This window comes from Pedobacter jamesrossensis (assembly GCF_042650905.1).
In the GTDB taxonomy this organism is placed as follows: Bacteria; Bacteroidota; Bacteroidia; order Sphingobacteriales; family Sphingobacteriaceae; genus Pedobacter; species Pedobacter jamesrossensis.
In genome coordinates, this window is record NZ_JBHSBY010000134.1 from 19,280 (window position 1) to 39,319 (window position 20,040).

Genomic DNA, 20,040 nt, shown 5'->3' on the forward strand with positions numbered 1-20,040 from the left:
GCGGCAATATGTTGGAGATAATTTATCAGGATGAAAATCTAATTGCAATCAACAAACCACACGGTTTATTGGTTCATCAATCATCAATTGCGAGAGATGCTAAGGAGTTTGCCTTACAAATGCTTCGCGACCAGGTTGGTAAGCACGTTAGTCCGGTGCATAGATTAGATAGAAAGACAAGCGGAATCTTATTGTTTGCTTTTGATAAAGAGTCTGAAATTGCTATGCATCAGCAATTTATGAACACAGAAACTGATAAAAAATATTTGGCTATTTTGCGTGGCTTCGCACCCGACTCTATGGATATTGATTACCCACTCGCCAAAGAAAACGGAACCCTGCAAGAGGCATTTACATCTTTTAAAACTTTACAAAGAGCAGAAGTACCTATCGCTTTTGGAAAGCATCCAACATCTAGATATTCATTAATTGAGGCTACTCCTAAAACTGGAAGAATGCATCAGCTTCGCAGGCATTTCAGTCATATTCTACATCCAATTATTGGCGATAGAACTCATGGTTGTAATAAACAAAATAAGTTTTTTTTAGAACAATGGAACATGACAACAATGCTTTTGCATGCGTCCGAGTTAAGTTTCACACATCCAATTACTTCAAAACGAATTCATTTAAAGGCAGAACTTCAGAATGAATTTAAAAGGGTAATGGATTTTATGAATATTCAGCTCTAACACAATTTTTACCTTCAAAATCTGTTTATAAATCATCTATGATTAAATACTTACGTTACACAATTCCCGTTTTAGCGCTTTTTACAGCCAGTTGTTCTTCAGTTTATATGCCGAACGTTCCAAATACACCAATGTTGAGTAAGCAAGGTGAATTTAGCGGGGGCGGACATATTTCACTAAAAGGAAATGCCAGTATTAATGGCGCTTATGCTGTTTCCGACCATATTGGTGTGCTCTTTAGTGGTTCAAGAATGAACAATGAAAGAAAAAGTAAAGATTTTGGTCATAAGCTGATTGAAATTGGTGGTGGTTACTTCGATACTTTTGGACCAGATAATAATAGAATTATTGAGGTGTATGCAGGTGTAGGAAAGGGTTGGAGCGATATTACTTTTAGAGATTATAAGGACGATATCCTTATAAGTAATGAAGTGCAGGAAGTTGATTATCGCAAATCATTTTTGCAGGTAAATTATAGTTCGAAAAAGAAAAATAATCTACGTCTTTTCGGAACTGATTTTCCGATTAATTATGGAACAGCGCTTAGAATTAGTCATATTACGATGGATAGGTTCTTTATTAACGGTGTAGTTCAACCTAAAGAAGATAATGTATTTTTTGAACCTATATTCTTTACACGAATGGCATTGAGTAAAACTTTTCAGCTTCAATACACAACAAGTAGCAACATTGGTTTAAAGAACCGAAAATATATGTCGGCAGGGAACTCAATATTTACAGTTGGAGTTGTGGTTAATGTTGGCGGCAAATAATTATCCGTTAAGCGCTTTCGTTTTATTTTGAAAGCGCAGAAATAATAGGATGGAGGCTGTTAATAATCCTAGCGTTAAGCCATACCATATTCCATTAACGCCTAACCCGAATTGAAAACCAAGAATATATCCAACTGGAATGCCGATAACCCAATAAGCTAAAAAGGTAATAAGAGTTGGGATATTCACATCTCCCAATCCACGAAGTACACCTAAACCAACAACTTGCGTTCCATCAAATAGTTGGAAAAAACCTGCTATAATGAGTAATTGAGCAGCAATTTTAATAACGGCTAAATCATCAGTAATTATAAATGGCAGCAAATTATTAGCTGCGATAAAAATTATGGCTGTTATTGCCATAAAACCTAAAATAACATGATAACTTGCAATTGCCGATTTACGTAAATCATCAAAATTGTTTTTCCCAAAGTTATTACCTGTTTTAATTGTTGCTGCAGATGCAACGCCACTGGCAATCATGTAAGTCATTGCAGCCAGGCTAATGGCAATTTGATGTGCAGCCTGCTCAACAGCACCAATTGTTCCAATTAAAACAGCCGCACCGCTAAAAGCACTAATTTCAAACGAATATTGCATAGCAACTGGTGCACCAATTTTAATAATTTTCAAGGCTCTGGCTTTATCTATAAAAGTTGCTTTAAAATTTACGAGGTATTTTTTAAAATTTTGAGAACGCAAAACGTAAATACACATAACGGTTGCCATCAAAATTCTATCAATTAAAGTGCTTAAGCCCACACCGCTAACACCCATTGATTTTATGCCAAACATACCTTTTACGAAAATTACGCCTAAAATTACATTAAGTGAATTTCCCCAAATAGAAACAAACATTGCCTGTTTGGTAAAACCTAAGCCTTCGGCAAACTGCTTAAAGGTTTGGAATATTAGTAAAGGAATAATCGAAATTGAAAGTAAATTTAAATAAGGCTTAGCATAACCTACAACAGCTGGTGTTTGGTCTAAATGGTCTATTACGAGCAATACACCAAAATGAACAAGAATATAGAGGATAATGCCAATGCAAATATTGATGATTAAACTTGTTGATAAGAGTTTACCACATTCATCGTAGTTCTGTCGTCCATTCTCTTGCGCAATTAATGGAGTAATTCCATAAGAAATACCCAATCCAATTACCAGGATAAGCATAAAAATACTGTTAACTAAAGAAACTGCTGCAAGTTGAACTGTATCTGTAAAATGACCAACGATGATACTATCGGCCATATGAACCAAGGTATGGCCTAATTGAGAACCTACAATTGGCAGCGCCAGATGAAGATTTTCTTTATAGTAAGGTTTATATTTGGCGTAAATTTTAGAAAACATAAGTTTGCAAAGTTCGGCTTTTTAAAATCAAAAAATAGGAAGAAAAACGATTTTAGCATTAAATGAGATATAGACATCAAAGGCTAGTTACTCAATTAACATCTTTTAATGGGTTCAGATTTATTTTACGGCAGTAAAATATTCTTCCTTTTCTGTAGTATTAGATTTTATAACGTTAGTTAAAATCAAACTGACTAATATTTTTTGAGCTTTGCGGTAAGAGCAACGCAATAGCTTACTAAATTCTTTGAGGGTTACTTTATCATTTGCATCTAAATATTCGAGCAATTTTTTTTCGTTATCAGAATAGGAGAAGAGCACACCATTATCTTTATGGTCTTGCTTTAAAACTTCTACAATAATTTTACTTGCTAAAACACTTTTATCCTCAATTCTGATGTAAGCCCACCATTTTTTCTGGTCATCTAAAGCGTAATGTGGTTTCGTATCGCTTTCTGGAATATTAACAACAAGCACAAGTTTATCATCAACATAAATTTCTTCAAAATAAGGCTCAATAGCAGGTTTACAAAACTGATTTGCAGAAGTCAAAATCATATATTTTTCTTCTTCTTCAGATTTCACGCCCTTTATCGAGCCATCATCAGCAACACCAATTAGTAATTTCCCGCCCTTATTATTTGCAAAAGCTACAAGGCTTTTGGCAATTTTCTCGGTATTGGTAATCGTTTTCTTGAAATCAAGCATAACGCCTTCGCCCTGCAAAATCAAACTTTTAATACTCGGCATAATCTACATGTTAATAAGCAACTCTTGATTCTTCTCCTTGATGCAAGTTTCGGATATATACTTCGTTCATTACAGTTGCACAAAGTTCACCTTCTTTATTTGTAATTTCCATCGGGTAAGCCTTAACAAACTTGCCAACGGTTTTCAATGCTACTTCAGCCTCTGCAATCATCTCATCCGTAACACGAATTGTAAAATATAAGTTAAAACGTCCAGGCTTTAAATATTGTATAGATGCGCTTTTTAACCAAACTCGAACTTTAAAACCTCTGCGCTGCATTAGCTGATCAAATAATAAAGCATAAAATGGATCTGTGGCTGCATAAATTGTACCACCAAAAATAGAACCATTATAGTTTTTGTTTAAAAAACTTTTGTTCAGTTTAACAGTACAGCTTCTAAATTCATCTTCAAATTTCTGAACCCAAATGCGCTGAAAAAATAAAGGGGGGTAAAGGCGCATCACCCATTTAAGGGTATTTTGAGAAATAATCATATTCACTAATATCAGAAAGTTTTGCCACGTTTTAAAGTTTTGGAGATGATGTTTTAATAATATTTTCGTAAATTAGAATCATGCATGTTTACGATACTATTACAGCAGCTCTAGCCGACTTAGACAGTCGTGGTTACAACCTAGACTTCAATTTAACACCAGAAGCTTTAGAATGTAAAGAGATTGATTTAATATTAATGCCAGAAGAATTTGAAATTGAAGAAATCTATCGTTTTGAAGGAATGACTGACCCTGCAGATAGCTCCGTCGTATATGCAATTTCATCGAATGTTGGAAATTTGAAAGGTGTTTTGGTAGATGGTTACGGTGTTTATGCTGAAAATGTATCTCCAGAATTATTAAATAAATTGAAAATTCATCATGAATAAATATTAGTTAATTATCTGTTTGTCTATGTGTTTTGTTAAAATGACGGTATCAAAAAACAAAAAAACAAAACCAAATCATTAGAAGGTTGTTAAGAATACAGATAACAATAAAAAACTATGAAAAAAATAATCTTAAGTCTTGCTTTTGCTGGCTCATTAATGATAGCCACATCAGCATGCAATTCATCTAAAAACATGGCAAGTTCTTCTGACAGTTCAAAGATGGATTCTACAACAACACCAATGGCGGATACGACAAAAAAAATGACAACTCCACCAGATACAATGAAAAAAACAGTGCCTGATAGCACTAATAATATGCCTAAAATGTAGCAAGAAAGCTTCCCGGTTTAAAATCGGGAAGCTTTTTTGTTTATACCCCTTTTATTTATTTGTACTAATTTGTACTTTCAGCAACTAAACCAAATAAATAAATGGATTCCCAATCGAAAAGCAACAACCGTAATGTAATTTTTCTGGTTATTGTAGCTGCATTAGGCTACTTTGTAGATATTTATGACCTTGTTCTATTCTCCGTTGTACGTGTTCAAAGCTTAACCGAAATTGGTGTTTCTCCAGAAAACATGCAACATGATGGCTTTTTGATCATCAATTCTCAAATGTTTGGTTTACTACTCGGCGGAATACTCTGGGGTGTTTTAGGCGATAAGCTTGGCAGAATAAAAGTCCTTTTTGGCTCAATTTTACTTTATTCTTTAGCCAATATTGCAAATGGTTTTGTTACAACTGTTAATAGTTATGCAATAATCCGTTTTATTGCAGGTATTGGTTTAGCAGGAGAATTAGGTGCTGGAATTACCTTAGTTGCCGAAACCATGGATAAAGAAAAGCGTGGTTACGGAACCATGATAGTTGGCGCAATTGGATTATTAGGTGCTGCTGTAGCTGCTACAGTTGCATCGAAATTTACCTGGCAAACTTCATACTTTGTTGGCGGTGGAATGGGTTTAGTATTGCTTTTGCTCAGAGTAGGTACTTTCGAATCGGGTATGTTTAAACAAGCTGCTACAACCGACGTTTCAAAGGGTAATATTTTTATGCTTTTTAATAATAAGAAACGGTTCTTAAAATACCTTTACTGCATATTAATTGGCATACCATTGTGGTTTGTTGTTGGTATTTTAGTAACCCTAGCGCCAGAATTTGGGAAAGCATTGGGCGCAACAGAACCATTAAAAGCAGGCACAGGTATTATGTTTACCTATTTTGGTATTGCAATTGGCGATGTGGCTACCGGTTTATTATCCCAGGTGTTAAAATCAAGAAGAAAAACAGTTTTTATATTTCATTTGCTATCTGTTGTTAGTGTAGTTGTTTATCTAACCAGCTACGGACTTAATAGCAATTCATTTATTTGGATTTGTCTTTTTATGGGCTTTTCTGTAGGGTATTGGGCAACATTTGTTACCATCGCCTCAGAACAATTTGGTACAAATATTAGGGCAACTGTAACCACAACCGCACCTAATTTTGTACGTGGCGCATTAATTCCGATTACATTTTTATTTGAGTTTTTAGCAGAAAAATATAATTTAATTACCGCTGGATATTTGGTTATGGCTATTTTAACGGTTATAGCTATGTTTGGTTTAAGCCAATTAAAAGAAAGTTTTAATAAAGATTTAGATTATCTGGAAGAATAAAATTGTTTGAAAAGCAATTTTCTGTTTCTATCGGCTCCGAAAGCCCTGCTCATACACTCCAATCTTTTTGTTGCTGTAAGTTTAAACTTGTCTAATACCTGTAACAAAAAGTATTTCCATTTTTATCAGGTTTATTTAAATCAATACTGCTTTTAGCCACCTCATAAAAGTCAAACTGTCAATAAAATGTACTATATAAATATAAATGGGAATAGGTATGTTAATACCATTAAATTTGCATAGCAGTTAGATAAAGAAGAGCCATGTTTAAACAAGAAGTTGCCGAGCGATATAAGCAAATACAGGATGAAATTTGCAGAGGATTGGAAATTGCCGACGGGAAAGGAAAATTCGAAGAAGAGCTTTGGGAAAGAAACGGTGGGGGAGGCGGCCGTACGCGAATTATGCAAAAGGGTTCGATTATTGAAAAAGGCGGTGTAAATTTTTCTGCTGTTTATGGTAAACTGCCAGAAGCAATAAAAAAAGCTTTCAATGTTAGCGAAGACGATTTTTTTGCAACCGGTGTTTCTATCGTAATTCATCCAAACCATCCTTTGGTTCCAATAATCCACATGAATATTCGCTACTTTGAATTAAACGAAGAAACCCGTTGGTTTGGTGGCGGCATTGATTTAACACCACATTATGTTTTTGAAAACGATGCTCGTTTCTTTCATCATCAGTTAAAAAATGCCTGTGATGAATTTAACATCGATTTCTATCCAAAATTCAAAAAACATGCTGATGATTATTTCTATATCAAACATCGTGAAGAAACTCGTGGCATTGGTGGTATTTTTTATGATAGGTTAAAACCTGAAAACACAAACTTATCCTGGGAAGAAATTCTTAATTTTTCCGCAAAAATTGGGCAAACTTTTTTGCCAATTTATACAGAATTAATAGACCGTAACCGCGATAAAGATTTCACAGAATTTCAAAAAGAATGGCAATACCAACGTCGTAGCCGATATGTTGAATTTAATTTAGTTTACGACTCTGGAACAAAATTTGGACTAGAAACAAATGGCAGAATCGAATCTATTTTAATGAGTTTACCACCGCAAGCAAATTGGGGCTATAATGTTCAATCCGAAATTGGTTCAGAAGAACATAAAACATTGCAATTGCTTAAAAAAGGCATTAATTGGATTTAAAACAACGTTAAAGGCTGTTCTACTAAGTGAAAACCAGCCTTTAATTTACCCGTTCTAAAATCATTTACAATTTCGTGCGCCATTCTTGTTGGTTCCGGAATTCTATAATTCCCAATACATTTCTTAATGATGTTTATACTTTGTTCTTGAGTAATTAAATGACCAGCAGAAACATAGACCGGGGCACAATTTATTTTTGTTCGCAAAGCATACCCTAATAAATCGCCATAGCTTTTAATTTCAGCTGTGCTATATTTTGAATTTCCTGGGGTATGATTTTCTCCGTAAAGAATACTTTTCGCACAACCAATTGTAGCTTGATTTGCTAAAATCCCGAAGTGAGATGCAACACCCATTCTTCTGGGATGTAAAATCCCATTACCATCCAAAACTACAACATCTGGTTTAGCATTAATCAAATCCCAAACTTTTAGTAAGGCAGGAACTTCCTTAAAACCTAAAAAACCAGCTTTGTAAGGAAATGATGTTTCGTAAGTTTCTAACGCAAAAGCCTTTAAATTCATTTCGGGATAATTTAAAATCACAATCCCAGCGTACATTGTTGTGCTGTTCTTATTAAAAGAAATATCAGCACCAGCTATTGTTTTAATATCATCTAAATCCCGAAACTTTAGCTGTTTCGCAAGTTCTATCTGTAATATTGTAGCATCTTCAAAAGAAAAGTTATCGTACATAATTCTTAAACAAAGAAAAACAATAATTGTATGTAGAAATTAATACTAACTTTTCAAAAATCGGATTCTTTTGAAATTACGTAGGCAATCATTTCCGTTCTAATTTCAAAACCAACTTTCTGATACAATTTTACAGCTGCAATATTATCACTTCTAACGTGCAAAAAAGGAATTTCCGATTTGTTTAAAATTCGTTTAACCTGTTCGCATAAAAGAATATAGGCATAACCTTTACCTAAATAATCAGGGTGTGTACAAACGGCACTAATTTCGGTGTAAGGAGTGGGGTTAAACCGATGACCAGCCATCGATACTAATTTATCATCTTCGAAAATCCCTGTGTAGTTACCTAAATCTATAGTTCGAATACGAAATGGACCAGGTTTAGTTAAATTTACTAAATCTGTCATTTCAGTAACATTCGTTTCGCACAAATCACGCAAGCTAATATTATCAAATTCTGGTATTTCATTTTTTTGATATACCAGTTGATACATATCAATACGGGTAATCAATTTCCATGATTTTGGAATTTCGATTTTTAATTTAGAAAAAACTATAAATAAATCATTAGCATCTGAAATTTTATAAAGTTCTTCAAAGTCTTTAATGGAATTATTTTTCAGTCCTGCAAACGATGCAATTTCTTTATTATAGAACTTTACATTTTCTGAACCAGCAGAATATTTATGGTGAGCAGTAATTAGAGAATTGTATATCGGATTATCAAGTATATGACTCATTATTTTTAAAAGAATTATTCAAATATAACAACATGTTTATTCTAAAAGCAAGAATTAATCATTAATCTTGTCCTATAATTAACATTATGTTAAGTTGAAATACTTAATCCCTATTCTTTTAAAGAATAACATCCTAAAGTTCTTGTAATCGTCTTTTGAGTTCTTGCACTTTATCTAGTGCATTTTTACGAGTGTAAATTTCAATTAGCAACTGAACGGTTTGCTTATCATTTGGATTGATTTCATTTGCACGTAATAGCGCAAATTGTGCTCTGTTAATTAAAGAGCCATATTGAGCTATTTTATCTGCTTCTGGTTTTTTCAACGCATCATTAGCGGTATTAATATAAGCTAATCCAAGCTGATATAACGCATCAAAATAATTTTGATCAGTACTTAATGCTTTATTGTAAGCTAATATAGCGGTAGAATTATTGCCTCCAACTTGCTGTAGATAACCGTACAAGAAAAATAAAAGTTTATTCCCTTTTTCAACCTTAAGGTTATTTTCAATTAAACCCTGGGCTTTGCTATAGTTTTCGGTATCAAGTAATAAATTTATATAATCATTAGTAAGATTATGATTATAAGGATTTAAAGACAACCCATCTTCGAGTATTTTAACCGCATTTTCATTATCAAATTTTGCTACATATAATTGTGCCATTTTTTGAAATACAGCAGGATTTTTAATACTATCTTCTTTCGCTCGCTTAAAATATTTTAAAGATTCATCATACATTTGTACGTTTTGTGCGCAAATTGCTGTGTTTAATGCTAATGTAGAATCAGAAGGAAAATTATCACTAACTTCTTTCAAGTCATCAAGCGCTTCTTTAAAATCATTGTTAAAATAAGCAAGATTACCTCGCTCCTGCTTTTTAATTAAAATATTATGCTCAGAAGCTTTAATTAAACCTGAAGGATCCTCATATTTATCGAGGCTCTTTGCTTTTCTAATTGCAACAACAGAAGTGTCAAAATATTTAAAAGAAGATGTTGCATCTGTTTCAATAATGGCCGCATAAGAAGTCAAATATGACTTAATTGCCCATGTTTCTGCCCAGTTTTTAGTTTTGTTATCTTTTTCTGCAGATTCTATAGATTTTAAACCTTCGGAGATAATGGTTAACTGTTTTTTAGGGTCTTCTTTCCCAGCAAAAGATGCTTGTAATTTACCAACCGAGTTACGGGCAATTAGCATTTGACTCTTTTGAGCAAAGGTGTTAAATGATAGCGTAATTAAGATAGCGAATAAAAAACGTGAGCAATTTTGCATAAGATAAAGTAATGGTGATGGTGTAAAAATAAACATAAAAAAAAAAGCCCCGAAATTTCAGGGCTTTTTTTTTCGTTATTCAATTTATTGTTTAGGCAACGCGTCTAAACGTTTTTTAATTTCATCGTAGTTTTTTGTATCGTTTTTGAACGCGTAAATGGTTTTTAGTGTTTCCAATGCGCCTTCATTTTTAGGATCAATATCTAATGCTTTTTTATAATATGGTACCGATTTTTCTAACAAACCATTCATTTTTGTTGTAAGTTCATTAAATTCTTTAACCTTTTTAGCATCAATTTTATTTCTATCTGCTTGTAATTTTAAGGCCTGAGAAAAATAAACATTACCTAATAAAAGTTGATAAGTAGCATTATTTGGTTCTTTAGTAGCTAAAGTATTTAACATTTGCTCCGATTTAGCGGCATCACCTTTATTAATGTAGATTTGAGTTTCTGTCTTGATATAATCAGCTTCATCAGGAAACTTGGCCTGAGCTTCTTTAATTAACGCTAGGCCAGCGACCGTATCCTTTTGTTTTGTTAAAACAATACCAATTAACTCAGAATATAATTCTTTAGATTGAGGAGAGTTAAGTGAAATAACTTTTTTGAATTGCGTAATTGTACCAGGATAATCTTCAATATTTCTAGCTGCGATACCTGCATTTAAATACATTGCAGTATCAGTTGGGTTAATTACTGTAGCTTGTACAAATTTTGTATAGGCTGTTTTGTAATCTTTTTTATTGTAAGCAATAACACCTGCATTTCTAACAGCATTAGCGATATTAGTTTCAGCTAAAGCAATATTCTCCTTTTCTGCACCTTTAGTATCAATCGTTTTAGCTTGTGCTGCAGCATCCATAGCAATTTTCAAGTTTGCTTCAGAATTTTGTACACTAGCTGTATCTATTAATGCAATAGATGAAGCGAATAAAGCACGGTATGACCACGCATCTGGCATAATTTTAGATTTTTCATCAGCAATAGCTTTATCAGTATGTGCTAATCCTGCCGATAATGACTCTAACTTTTTAGCCAATGGAACTGAAGCCGCTTGACCTGTAATTTGGAAAATACCCCATGCCTTTTTAGCATCAGCAACTTCGCTTTTTTGAGCAAATGTAAAGCTAACCACACCTGCTAAAATTATACTTAGAACTACTTTTTTCATAAAATTATTATTCTATTCTTATTTAATGGATTAATTTTCATCTTCCTTTTCGTTGTCAGATTCGCCTTCTTCTTCTGTTTCCTCAGCTTCGGCAGTTGTGTCGGCTTCTAATTCCTCACCATCAACAACTAAAACATCAGCTAAATCTACTGTTTCTTCTTCATCTTCTTCGTGGTCTATTTTAGTAACTGATGCAATTTCATCATCACCTTTTAAAGATATTAAACGAACACCCTGCGTTGCACGGCCCATAACCCTTAATGCAGAAACCGGGATTCTGATTACTATACCAGAACGGTTAATGATCATTAAATCTTCGCTATCTGTAACATCTTTAATCGAAACTAATTGTCCGGTTTTTTCCGTAACATTAATTGTTTTTACACCTTTACCACCACGATTTGTAACACGATAATCTTCAATATCTGTACGCTTCCCGTATCCTTTTTCTGATACTACTAACACTGTAACCTCTGGATTGTTTACAGCAATCATGCCAACAACCTCATCTTGGTCATGTGCTAATCTTACGCCGCGTACACCAGTAGCTGTTCTACCCATCGGACGAACGGTACTTTCATTGAAACGAATTGCCCTACCAGAACGCAATGCCATAACAATTTCGCTCTGACCGTTTGTTAAGCAAGCTTCTAATAATACATCTCCATCGTTTATATTAATTGCATTAATACCATTAACACGTGGACGAGAATAAGCTTCAAGAGAAGTTTTCTTAATGGTACCTTTCTTAGTACACATTATGATAAAGTTGTTCTCTAAATATTCTTGATCTTTAAGGTTTTTGACTTTAATGTAAGCCTTAATCTTCTCGTCTTTCGGGATATTGATAATGTTTTGAATCGCCCTTCCTTTACTGGTACGAGAACCTTCCGGAATTTCGTAAACTCTTAACCAGAAACATCTTCCGGCCTCGGTAAAGAATAACATATAATTGTGGTTGGTTGCAACCAGCATGTGCTCAATAAAATCTTCATTTCTTGAAGTACTGCCTTTTGAACCTTTTCCACCTCTACCCTGCGCTCTAAATTCTGTTGCTGGCGTACGTTTTACGTAACCCTCATGAGAGATTGTGATAACCACTTCTTCATCATCAATGAAATCTTCCATGCTCATATCTTCAGCCGAATGAACGATAGTTGTTCTACGCTCATCACCAAATTTCTGCTTAATTTCTGCTAATTCATCTTTGATAATCTGCATACGCAAACCCTCATCATCTAAAATAGATTTTAAATATTCGATGGTTTTCATTAATTCAGCATACTCTTCTTTAATCTTATCACGCTCCAGTCCTGTTAAACGACGTAATGTCATATCCAGGATTGCACGGGCTTGCAGGTCGCTTAAACCAAATTTCTCCATTAAGCCAACACGAGCTTCTTCTGGAGTTTCTGATGCACGAATTAATTTTATTACTTCATCTAAATGATCTAAAGCAATTAAATAACCTTCTAAAATATGTGCACGTTTTTCGGCTTCTGCCAATTCATATTTTGTACGACGAACAACTACATCATGGCGGTGATCTACAAAATGCACAATTAAATCTTTTAGATTTAGCATTTGTGGACGACCCTTTACCAATGCAATATTATTTACACTGAAAGACGTTTGTAAAGCCGTGTACTTATATAAGTTGTTTAAAACGATAGATGCATTTGCGTCGCGTTTAATTTCGTAAACAATACGAATACCATCTTTATTCGACTCATCTTTAATATTAGAGATACCTTCTAGTTTTTTCTCACCAACTAATTCAGCAGTACGCTCAATCATCATGGCTTTATTAACCTGATAAGGAATTTCTGTAACAATGATTACTTCACGGTCTTTAATGCTTTCGATTTCTGCTTTAGCACGCATAACAATACGTCCGCGACCAGTTTCGAAAGCTTCTTTAACACCTGTGTAACCATAAATAATACCACCTGTAGGGAAATCCGGAGCTTTTACAAACTTCATTAACTCCTCAATGGTAATATCTCTGTTATCGATGTAGTTCACAATACCATCAATACATTCGGTTAAGTTATGTGGTGCCATGTTGGTGGCCATACCTACCGCAATACCACTTGAACCGTTTACTAAAAGGTTGGGGATTTTTGCTGGTAAAACTGTTGGTTCCTGTAAGGTATCATCAAAGTTTAACTGAAAATCTACGGTATCTTTATTGATATCGGCAAGCATTTCCTCTGCTATTTTAGAGAAACGTGCCTCCGTATAACGCATTGCAGCTGGCGAGTCACCGTCGATGTGGCCAAAGTTTCCTTGTCCGTCTACCATTGGGTAACGTAAGCTCCAATCTTGAGCCATACGAACCATAGTGAAATATACTGATGCATCACCATGTGGGTGATACTTACCTAAAACCTCACCCACAATACGGGCAGATTTTTTGTGTGGTTTATTACTGGTTACACCAAGATCAAGCATACCATATAAAACACGACGGTGAACCGGTTTCAATCCATCGCGTACGTCAGGCAAAGCCCTTGATACAATTACCGACATTGAATAGTCAATGTAGGCCGATTTCATCTGCTCCTCTATATTAATTTGGATGATTTTGTCGTTTTGTTGATTTTCTAAATCTTCTGCCATAAATTATTATTCTCGTTATCAAAAACGATGTTTCAAAAAGGTATTATTATAACCTTGCGAATTTAGCAAAAATATGCCGAAATAAGGCATTGTGGAAAAGTTTTGGCACTAAATAAAGGTTTTTAGATAGCAAAGTTTTTTTGTATGATTTTAGAGGCTTTTGCCGCGTTTTCTAAAAATGATAAATTGAAATGATTGTTAAGTACCAAAACAATTTACCTAATTAGTTCTATTTTTGCTGAGTAACCCAATCTACATTATGGCCAAGGAAAAAAAATCTGCGATGATCTTCATAATGATTACGCTTTTAATTGATTGTACAGGATTCGGAATTATAATACCCGTGTTGCCCAACCTGATTAAAGAATTTACTGGTGGAAGTACAAGTGTTGCTGCAGATTATGGAGGTTACCTAATGGTTGCTTTCGCATTACCACAGTTTATTTTTTCACCCATTTTAGGAGGTTTAAGCGATAAGTATGGAAGAAGACCAATATTATTATTTTCGCTATTTGGTTTAGGAATGGATTACTTGCTCCTCTCCTTTGCTCCATCTATATTTTGGTTTTTTATCGGACGAATTATAGCAGGAATAACTGGTGCGAGTTTTACAACTGGCATGGCTTATATTGCCGATATATCTACCCCTGAAAAGAAAGCACAAAATTTTGGATTAGTCGGTGCAGCGTTTGGCCTGGGTTTTATTCTAGGTTCAGTTGGTGGTGGATTATTAAGTCAGTTTGGTTTGAGAGTTCCATTTATGGTAGCTGCAGGTTTATCTCTTCTAAACTGGCTTTATGGTTATTTCATTTTACCCGAATCTTTATCAAAAGAAAAACGTAGAGATTTTTCATGGAAACGTGCTAATCCGGTTGGTTCTTTTATGAATGCATCTAAATACCCCGCAATTTTGGGCTTGTTAGCTACATTGCTATTACTTTATATTGCCAGTCACTCAGTACAATCTAACTGGTCTTATTATGTAATCGAGAAATTTAAATGGACACCGACAATGATTGGTTATTCATTAGCTGTTGTTGGTATTATGGTTGCAATTGTACAAGGTGGCTTAATTAGATTTATTATTCCTAAAATTGGAAATAGAAAAGCAATTTACTTTGGCTTAATGTTATATGTAATTGGTTTTATCTGTTTTGCTTTTGCCGCAAATGGATTAATGATGATGTTGTTTATCATACCATATTGTCTAGCCGGAATTGGTGGACCGGCAATGCAAAGCATTATTTCCAACCAAGTACCCGAAAATGCCCAGGGAGAAATACAAGGAATTACCACAAGTTTGCAAAGCTTGGCTGCGATAATTGGGCCATTCTTAGCCAGCCATATTTTTGTTTATTTTATTGAAAAAGGAACTCCTTTTTATTTTCCTGGAGCACCATTTATTTTAAGTGCATTTTTAACATTGATAGGATTGTTTATTGCAATAAGAGCTTTACGAAAGTATCATTAAAGCAATTCGTTTGCCAAATTTGCCAATTCACTACGCTCTCCTTTATGCAAAGTAATATGTGCATAAAGCGGATGGTTTTTAGCATTTTCAATCAAATAAGATAGTCCATTGCTTTCGGAGTCTAAATATGGTGTATCAATTTGGTAAATATCTCCTGTAAAAACTATTTTAGTATGCTCTCCCGCTCTGGAAATAATGGTTTTCACTTCGTGAGGGGTTAAATTTTGTGCCTCATCGATAATAAAAAATATTTTAGTTAACGTTCTACCTCTTATAAAAGCTAAAGGCGCAATTGCTATTTTTTCGGTTGCAATTAATTCATCAATTTTAGCGGTCATTTTTTCATCACCAGCAAATTGTTCCTTAATGAATCTCAAATTATCCCAAATAGGTGCCATAAAAGGATCTATTTTAGATTTTGCATCACCAGGTAAAAAGCCAATATCTTTATTACTTAACGAAACAATAGGTCGGGTTACATAAATCTGCCTAAAATCTCTACGTTGTTGGAGTGCACTGGCCAAAGCTAAAAGTGTTTTACCAGTCCCTGCATTTCCTTGTATGCTAACTAATTTAATATTCGGATCTAACAGAGCATTAATTGCAAATGCTTGTTCTATGTTTTTAGGTTTTATTTTAAAAATGGCATCGCTAGAAACCGAAGAAATTGTTTTTAAGCTATGGTTATAAAATACGTTTGCAGTTTTTCGCTTATTCTTTAAAATATAAAAATGGTTACCTGTTCTAGCGGGTAGACTGGATTCTGTAACATCAACAACCGTTTCTTTTTTTACTTTATCGATAATTTGCTCATCGAAATTGGCTATTTCGGTTTTACCTACGTAAAGTTCATCAACGTTTTTAATTTTACCAGTTTCATAATCTTCAGCATTTAAATCGAGGGCTTTTGCTTTTAAGCGAAGGCAAATATCTTTAGATACTAAAACAACTTTTTTATCAGGATTTTCATCCTTTAAACTTAATGCTGCATTTAAAATTTTATGGTCTGTTTTGCCTTTTCCGAAGATATCTTCTGCATTAATTTTTAGCGGACTTTCATTTAAAACCACTTTGAACATGCCTGAGTTAGGCTTTTTTAGTGGAACCCAATTGCTAATTAATTCTTGTTTTGAGGCTTGATCGATAAGTCTGATGAAACTTCTGGCCTCAAAGTTTCGGGTATCGTTGCCACTTTTAAAATTATCTAACTCTTCTAAAACCTGAATTGGGATAGCAACATCATGCTCATGAAAGTTATTTATTGCATCATGGTCGTAAAGAATAACAGAAGTATCTAAAACGAAAATCTTTTTTGATGCAAGAGAAGCTGATTTAACCTTTTTAGACATTCTGTAAATTTAATATTTTAAACAGATAAAGCCTAAATCTAATTGGTGTTGTAATTTAAAACTGAGACAAAATAAAAACGGGGTTCTTCTTCTTGCGATTCAGTTCCCCGTTTTAACCTTAATAACAACCGTGATTGATACTAAAGCACCTAATACATGTGAATTGAATTTCTTCGTTTTTACTTGGTTTTTGCAAACTTCTGTAACTCGTTAAGAAATTATTTCCGATAGCGATATTCCGTAAAACAATGCTATTTTCAATAATGTCTGCTTAAGCCTTTTGATTTTCTGATGCTTCAATCTTTCGATTTCTTCATTCATATTCTTAATTAGTTTAACCCTCTTAAAAAACAATCATATTCTTTGAAGTTAATCCGAAAAACTTTCCCTTTCAGTTCTGTTTTTCTTTTGGATTCTCTCGTCAGACTTTCAAATTACTCCGTATTTGATATATTCTAATATAGGATGAAAAAGCATACTCGTCAATAAAAAAATAATTGTTTTTATAAACAAAGTTATTAACCTGAAAGTCAGTATTATTAACATGCTAAAGTAACTTAAATATTGTGTCAAGTTATAAAAATGCGGTTTATTAAACTTTATCAACATTTCACTTTAACTGGCTTATTAACAATTAGATAAGATTAATCTAGCTAAGAGAAACAAATTTTCTGCTTAAATTTTGTAAATCTTCTAAAAACTTAAACAAAATCGTACAACAAAAGCATTCGTATTATGTTATTTTTGTAGTATGCAGATAAGGCAACCCATCAGAAATGTTCAGGATTTTTTACTCAGCACATATTTTGCAGATGGGTTACGAATTACTATTGGGGTATTGTTGCCTTCTTTAATATTTGCACAATTTGGATTGCTTAAATACGGAATGACACTTTCGCTCGGCGCACTATGTGTGAGCGTGGTAGATAGCCCCGGCCCTATGGTTCATCGCCGCAATGCAATGCTGGTTACAGCAGCATTAATATTCATTTTTTCTATCCTGACAGGATTAACAAATAAAAGCCACTATTTCATAGGTTTCCTTCTTGTTGTATCTAGTTTCATCTTTTCGATGTTCTACATATATGGAATAAGAGCTGCATCTATCGGTACCGCTACCTTATTGATAATGGTTTTAAGTATTGATGATATAAGGCCTTGGCAAGAAGTAATAATTCACTCTTTAATGGTTTTGGCCGGAAGTTTATGGTACACCGGATTAAGCTATTTCGTTTATAGGTTACGCCCGTATCGCTTGGTTCAGCAATCACTTAGCGATTCTATTCTAGAAGTTGCAGAGTTTCTCAGAGAAAAAGCTAAATTTTATCATCATAATAATAATTACGACAAAACTTATGCTGATTTGCTCCAACTTCAGGTTTCAGTTCACGAAAAACAGGATGCAGTTAGAGAATTACTATTTAGAACCCGTGAAATTATAAGAGATTCTACACCTGAAGGTAGGTTTTTAATGCTGGTTTTTGTTGATATGGTCGATTTGTTTGAACAGGTTATGTCTACCTATTACAATTACAAACAACTACATGAGCAATTTGACTCTGCCGGCATATTGCCAGATTACGAAATGGCTATAAAACGTATTTCTTATGCTTTAGACGATATTTCCTTCGCACTAAAAAGTGGTGGCAAACCTGTAATTTCAAAAAGATTGTTGATTGAAATTGAAAGATTGAAAATCAAGATAAATAATTTTGAAAAGAATAACAATAACAATCAATTCAGCACTTCGGGTATAATTGCTTTAAAAAACATTGAAGTTAATATTGAAAATATTCTTGGGCGAGTTAAAACAATAAACAACTACTTTAAACTTAGAAATAGTAAAGATATCAGCAAAGCTGAAGTTGATACAGAGAAATTTATTACCCGTCAGAAATTTGATTTTAATCTTTTTACCGAAAATTTAACTTACAGTTCTTCAACTTTTAGGCACTCTTTAAGGGTTACTGTTGTAATGCTTTTAGGGTATGTGGTTTCGCAGGTTCTTGATTTTTCTCATAGTTATTGGATACTGTTAACCATTTTGGTTATCTCTAAACCTGGGTTTAGCTTAACAAAACAAAGGAATTATCAACGATTGATAGGTACAACAATTGGGGCTTTTGTAGGTATGGCTGTTTTAACATACATTCATGATAAAAATACATTATTTGCAATTCTTCTCATCTGTATGATTGGGTGTTATAGTTTTCAGCGGAAAAATTATGTAGTAAGTGTTTTGTTCATGACACCCTACATCCTGATTTTATTCGATTTCTTAGGAATGGGATCTCTGGCACTTGCAAGAGAAAGGATTTACGATACCTTTATCGGCTCTGGAATTGCGCTTTTAGCAAGTTATTCTTTGTTTCCAACCTGGGAACGTGATAAATTAAAAGAAGCAATGTTGAACATGCTCATCGCCAACAAAGCTTATTTTGAGCAAATATGCAAGCTTTATTTCGAAAAGAATTATAACAGAACAGATTATAAATTAGCCCGAAAGGAAGTTTATGTTAGTACCGCTAATCTTGCCTCATTATTTCAAAGAATGTTTTCTGAACCTAAGAGTAAGCAACTATTTATTAAAGAAGTACATCAATTTACAGCATTGAGTCATTTACTTTCCTCTTACATAGCAACATTATCACTTTATAATAAGGAGCACGATTTTCACTTCGAAAATTTCGATGCACTAAAACCGATAGCAAGCAACACAACTTATTTACTAGATACTTCGGTAGAAAATTTGCAAAAAGGACAAAATACTATAGATAATGTTCCCTTAATAAGATTAAATAATACTGGTTTGAGTATGAAATCGGGAGAAGATTTAATACCTGAACAATTCGATTTAATACAGAAAGTGGCTTACGATTTATATAAGCTTACCGTTAAAATAAAGATTTAATTCTTCTGCAATTGTTCAGTTATTGTGCAAATACTAAATGGTAATGTTAAAATAGAACCATTATCTAATTTGAAAACAATATGGGCATTGCACCCTATTTTTTTATTTTCTAATTCTTTAGAGCTGAAAATTATTGGGTAAAATTTCAATTCAGGGTTATCAGAACTTACTACTTCTTCTCTGGCTTTAAACTTTACTTTAATTTCTGTCTTTCCTTCTCTGAAATAAATGTTATCAATCTTTTTATAAGTTTCATTTGAAACAAAATTTAACATCAGTTTATCATCTTCTGATGAAGAATCTTTATAAAGTTCGAAAGCGTAATACGATTTATCAGTGCGATAGTATTGATAATCTAAACTTTGTTTTGGTTTTTGTGCTGAACACAATGTAGATAGCGCAACGAAAAAGAATATGATTATGGATGTTTTCATATGTAGATAATATTGTTTTAAAATGTCATATGGAATACGCCATGTATCTTCATTTGTGTTTATGCGTTTCGGCACATGGCTATTTC

The 20,040-nt window shown here is 33.6% G+C and carries 18 protein-coding genes; 8 read left to right on the forward strand and 10 right to left on the reverse strand.

Annotation, left to right across the window (positions count from 1 at the left end; all coding sequences use genetic code 11):
* Positions 1 to 8: 8 nt before the first annotated feature.
* Positions 9 to 692, forward strand: a complete 684-nt coding sequence (locus tag ACFOUY_RS15475) for a pseudouridine synthase (protein WP_378961906.1) — start codon at positions 9 to 11, stop codon at positions 690 to 692.
* A gap of 38 nt (positions 693 to 730) precedes the next feature.
* Complete coding sequence (locus tag ACFOUY_RS15480; RefSeq protein ID WP_378961907.1) at positions 731 to 1,465, forward strand: hypothetical protein; 735 nt, start codon at positions 731 to 733, stop codon at positions 1,463 to 1,465.
* Here the strand turns inward: ACFOUY_RS15480 and ACFOUY_RS15485 are convergent, their stop codons facing one another.
* The 3 genes from ACFOUY_RS15485 to ACFOUY_RS15495 all read right to left on the reverse strand — a co-directional run bounded on the left by ACFOUY_RS15485 (position 1,466) and on the right by ACFOUY_RS15495 (position 4,067).
* Complete coding sequence (locus ACFOUY_RS15485) at positions 1,466 to 2,821, reverse strand: MATE family efflux transporter (RefSeq protein WP_378961909.1); 1,356 nt, start codon at positions 2,819 to 2,821, stop codon at positions 1,466 to 1,468. It abuts the gene before it with no gap.
* Positions 2,822 to 2,941: 120 nt separating this feature from the next.
* Positions 2,942 to 3,571, reverse strand: coding sequence for an AlbA family DNA-binding domain-containing protein (locus ACFOUY_RS15490; protein WP_378961911.1), 630 nt, complete (start codon positions 3,569 to 3,571; stop codon positions 2,942 to 2,944).
* Between the two features lie 10 nt (positions 3,572 to 3,581).
* Entirely contained in the window at positions 3,582 to 4,067 is a 486-nt protein-coding gene (locus ACFOUY_RS15495; RefSeq protein WP_378961913.1) for a PaaI family thioesterase, read from the reverse strand.
* Positions 4,068 to 4,147: 80 nt separating this feature from the next.
* On the opposite strand from ACFOUY_RS15495, the gene ACFOUY_RS15500 reads away from it, so the two are divergent.
* From ACFOUY_RS15500 to hemF, 4 genes are all read left to right on the forward strand, one after another.
* On the forward strand, positions 4,148 to 4,456 hold the full coding sequence (locus tag ACFOUY_RS15500; protein ID WP_378961915.1) for a phosphoribosylpyrophosphate synthetase: 309 nt from the start codon (positions 4,148 to 4,150) through the stop codon (positions 4,454 to 4,456).
* A 117-nt stretch (positions 4,457 to 4,573) separates the two neighbouring features.
* Positions 4,574 to 4,789 carry a coproporphyrinogen III oxidase gene (locus ACFOUY_RS15505; protein WP_378961916.1) on the forward strand — a complete coding sequence of 72 codons (216 nt, stop codon included), beginning with the start codon at positions 4,574 to 4,576 and terminating at the stop codon, positions 4,787 to 4,789.
* A 101-nt stretch (positions 4,790 to 4,890) separates the two neighbouring features.
* Positions 4,891 to 6,120, forward strand: a complete 1,230-nt coding sequence (locus ACFOUY_RS15510) for an MFS transporter (RefSeq protein ID WP_378961918.1) — start codon at positions 4,891 to 4,893, stop codon at positions 6,118 to 6,120.
* 263 nt (positions 6,121 to 6,383) lie between these two features.
* Positions 6,384 to 7,277 carry an oxygen-dependent coproporphyrinogen oxidase gene (hemF, locus tag ACFOUY_RS15515; protein WP_378961921.1) on the forward strand — a complete coding sequence of 298 codons (894 nt, stop codon included), beginning with the start codon at positions 6,384 to 6,386 and terminating at the stop codon, positions 7,275 to 7,277.
* Here the strand turns inward: hemF and ACFOUY_RS15520 are convergent.
* The 5 genes from ACFOUY_RS15520 to gyrA form a co-directional block, all read right to left on the reverse strand.
* Complete coding sequence (locus tag ACFOUY_RS15520) at positions 7,274 to 7,972, reverse strand: endonuclease V (RefSeq protein ID WP_378961922.1); 699 nt, start codon at positions 7,970 to 7,972, stop codon at positions 7,274 to 7,276. The two genes, hemF and ACFOUY_RS15520, sit on opposite strands and share 4 nt — an antisense overlap.
* A gap of 53 nt (positions 7,973 to 8,025) precedes the next feature.
* Positions 8,026 to 8,715 (reverse strand): GNAT family N-acetyltransferase, encoded by a 690-nt coding sequence (locus ACFOUY_RS15525; RefSeq protein WP_378961924.1) that lies wholly within the window; start codon positions 8,713 to 8,715, stop codon positions 8,026 to 8,028.
* A gap of 133 nt (positions 8,716 to 8,848) precedes the next feature.
* Positions 8,849 to 10,030, reverse strand: a complete 1,182-nt coding sequence (locus ACFOUY_RS15530; RefSeq protein WP_378961925.1) for a tetratricopeptide repeat protein — start codon at positions 10,028 to 10,030, stop codon at positions 8,849 to 8,851.
* A 48-nt stretch (positions 10,031 to 10,078) separates the two neighbouring features.
* Positions 10,079 to 11,167 carry a tetratricopeptide repeat protein gene (locus tag ACFOUY_RS15535; RefSeq protein ID WP_378961927.1) on the reverse strand — a complete coding sequence of 363 codons (1,089 nt, stop codon included), beginning with the start codon at positions 11,165 to 11,167 and terminating at the stop codon, positions 10,079 to 10,081.
* Positions 11,168 to 11,197: 30 nt separating this feature from the next.
* Positions 11,198 to 13,789, reverse strand: a complete 2,592-nt coding sequence (gene gyrA / locus ACFOUY_RS15540; RefSeq protein ID WP_378961929.1) for a DNA gyrase subunit A — start codon at positions 13,787 to 13,789, stop codon at positions 11,198 to 11,200.
* Positions 13,790 to 14,048: 259 nt separating this feature from the next.
* On the opposite strand from gyrA, the gene ACFOUY_RS15545 reads away from it, so the two are divergent.
* Positions 14,049 to 15,260, forward strand: a complete 1,212-nt coding sequence (locus ACFOUY_RS15545) for a TCR/Tet family MFS transporter (protein WP_378961932.1) — start codon at positions 14,049 to 14,051, stop codon at positions 15,258 to 15,260.
* Here ACFOUY_RS15545 and ACFOUY_RS15550 read toward each other — a convergent pair.
* Positions 15,257 to 16,609 carry a PhoH family protein gene (locus ACFOUY_RS15550; protein WP_378961934.1) on the reverse strand — a complete coding sequence of 451 codons (1,353 nt, stop codon included), beginning with the start codon at positions 16,607 to 16,609 and terminating at the stop codon, positions 15,257 to 15,259. The genes ACFOUY_RS15545 and ACFOUY_RS15550 overlap by 4 nt on opposite strands.
* Before the next feature lie 751 nt (positions 16,610 to 17,360).
* Here ACFOUY_RS15550 and ACFOUY_RS15555 point away from each other — a divergent pair.
* The gene (locus ACFOUY_RS15555) at positions 17,361 to 19,520 is read left to right on the forward strand and encodes an FUSC family protein (RefSeq protein ID WP_378961935.1); all 2,160 of its coding nucleotides are present in this window, start codon (positions 17,361 to 17,363) and stop codon (positions 19,518 to 19,520) included.
* On the opposite strand, the gene ACFOUY_RS15560 is transcribed toward ACFOUY_RS15555, so the two are convergent.
* Positions 19,517 to 19,954 carry a hypothetical protein gene (locus ACFOUY_RS15560; RefSeq protein WP_378961936.1) on the reverse strand — a complete coding sequence of 146 codons (438 nt, stop codon included), beginning with the start codon at positions 19,952 to 19,954 and terminating at the stop codon, positions 19,517 to 19,519. The genes ACFOUY_RS15555 and ACFOUY_RS15560 overlap by 4 nt on opposite strands.
* Positions 19,955 to 20,040 lie beyond the last annotated feature (86 nt).

What these genes read in the sequence shown, in the direction of transcription:
- gyrA (WP_378961929.1), bottom strand. Translation starts at nt 13,789, where the DNA reads ATGGCAGAAGATTTAGAAAATCAACAAAACGACAAAATCATCCAAATT.
- ACFOUY_RS15545 (WP_378961932.1), top strand. Translation starts at nt 14,049, where the DNA reads ATGGCCAAGGAAAAAAAATCTGCGATGATCTTCATAATGATTACGCTT.
- ACFOUY_RS15530 (WP_378961925.1), bottom strand. Translation starts at nt 10,030, where the DNA reads ATGTTTATTTTTACACCATCACCATTACTTTATCTTATGCAAAATTGC.
- ACFOUY_RS15520 (WP_378961922.1), bottom strand. Translation starts at nt 7,972, where the DNA reads ATGTACGATAACTTTTCTTTTGAAGATGCTACAATATTACAGATAGAA.
- ACFOUY_RS15550 (WP_378961934.1), bottom strand. Translation starts at nt 16,609, where the DNA reads ATGTCTAAAAAGGTTAAATCAGCTTCTCTTGCATCAAAAAAGATTTTC.
- ACFOUY_RS15480 (WP_378961907.1), top strand. Translation starts at nt 731, where the DNA reads ATGATTAAATACTTACGTTACACAATTCCCGTTTTAGCGCTTTTTACA.
- ACFOUY_RS15535 (WP_378961927.1), bottom strand. Translation starts at nt 11,167, where the DNA reads ATGAAAAAAGTAGTTCTAAGTATAATTTTAGCAGGTGTGGTTAGCTTT.
- hemF (WP_378961921.1), top strand. Translation starts at nt 6,384, where the DNA reads ATGTTTAAACAAGAAGTTGCCGAGCGATATAAGCAAATACAGGATGAA.
- ACFOUY_RS15490 (WP_378961911.1), bottom strand. Translation starts at nt 3,571, where the DNA reads ATGCCGAGTATTAAAAGTTTGATTTTGCAGGGCGAAGGCGTTATGCTT.
- ACFOUY_RS15500 (WP_378961915.1), top strand. Translation starts at nt 4,148, where the DNA reads ATGCATGTTTACGATACTATTACAGCAGCTCTAGCCGACTTAGACAGT.
- ACFOUY_RS15475 (WP_378961906.1), top strand. Translation starts at nt 9, where the DNA reads ATGTTGGAGATAATTTATCAGGATGAAAATCTAATTGCAATCAACAAA.
- ACFOUY_RS15505 (WP_378961916.1), top strand. Translation starts at nt 4,574, where the DNA reads ATGAAAAAAATAATCTTAAGTCTTGCTTTTGCTGGCTCATTAATGATA.
- ACFOUY_RS15495 (WP_378961913.1), bottom strand. Translation starts at nt 4,067, where the DNA reads ATGATTATTTCTCAAAATACCCTTAAATGGGTGATGCGCCTTTACCCC.
- ACFOUY_RS15560 (WP_378961936.1), bottom strand. Translation starts at nt 19,954, where the DNA reads ATGAAAACATCCATAATCATATTCTTTTTCGTTGCGCTATCTACATTG.
- ACFOUY_RS15555 (WP_378961935.1), top strand. Translation starts at nt 17,361, where the DNA reads ATGCAGATAAGGCAACCCATCAGAAATGTTCAGGATTTTTTACTCAGC.
- ACFOUY_RS15485 (WP_378961909.1), bottom strand. Translation starts at nt 2,821, where the DNA reads ATGTTTTCTAAAATTTACGCCAAATATAAACCTTACTATAAAGAAAAT.
- ACFOUY_RS15510 (WP_378961918.1), top strand. Translation starts at nt 4,891, where the DNA reads ATGGATTCCCAATCGAAAAGCAACAACCGTAATGTAATTTTTCTGGTT.
- ACFOUY_RS15525 (WP_378961924.1), bottom strand. Translation starts at nt 8,715, where the DNA reads ATGAGTCATATACTTGATAATCCGATATACAATTCTCTAATTACTGCT.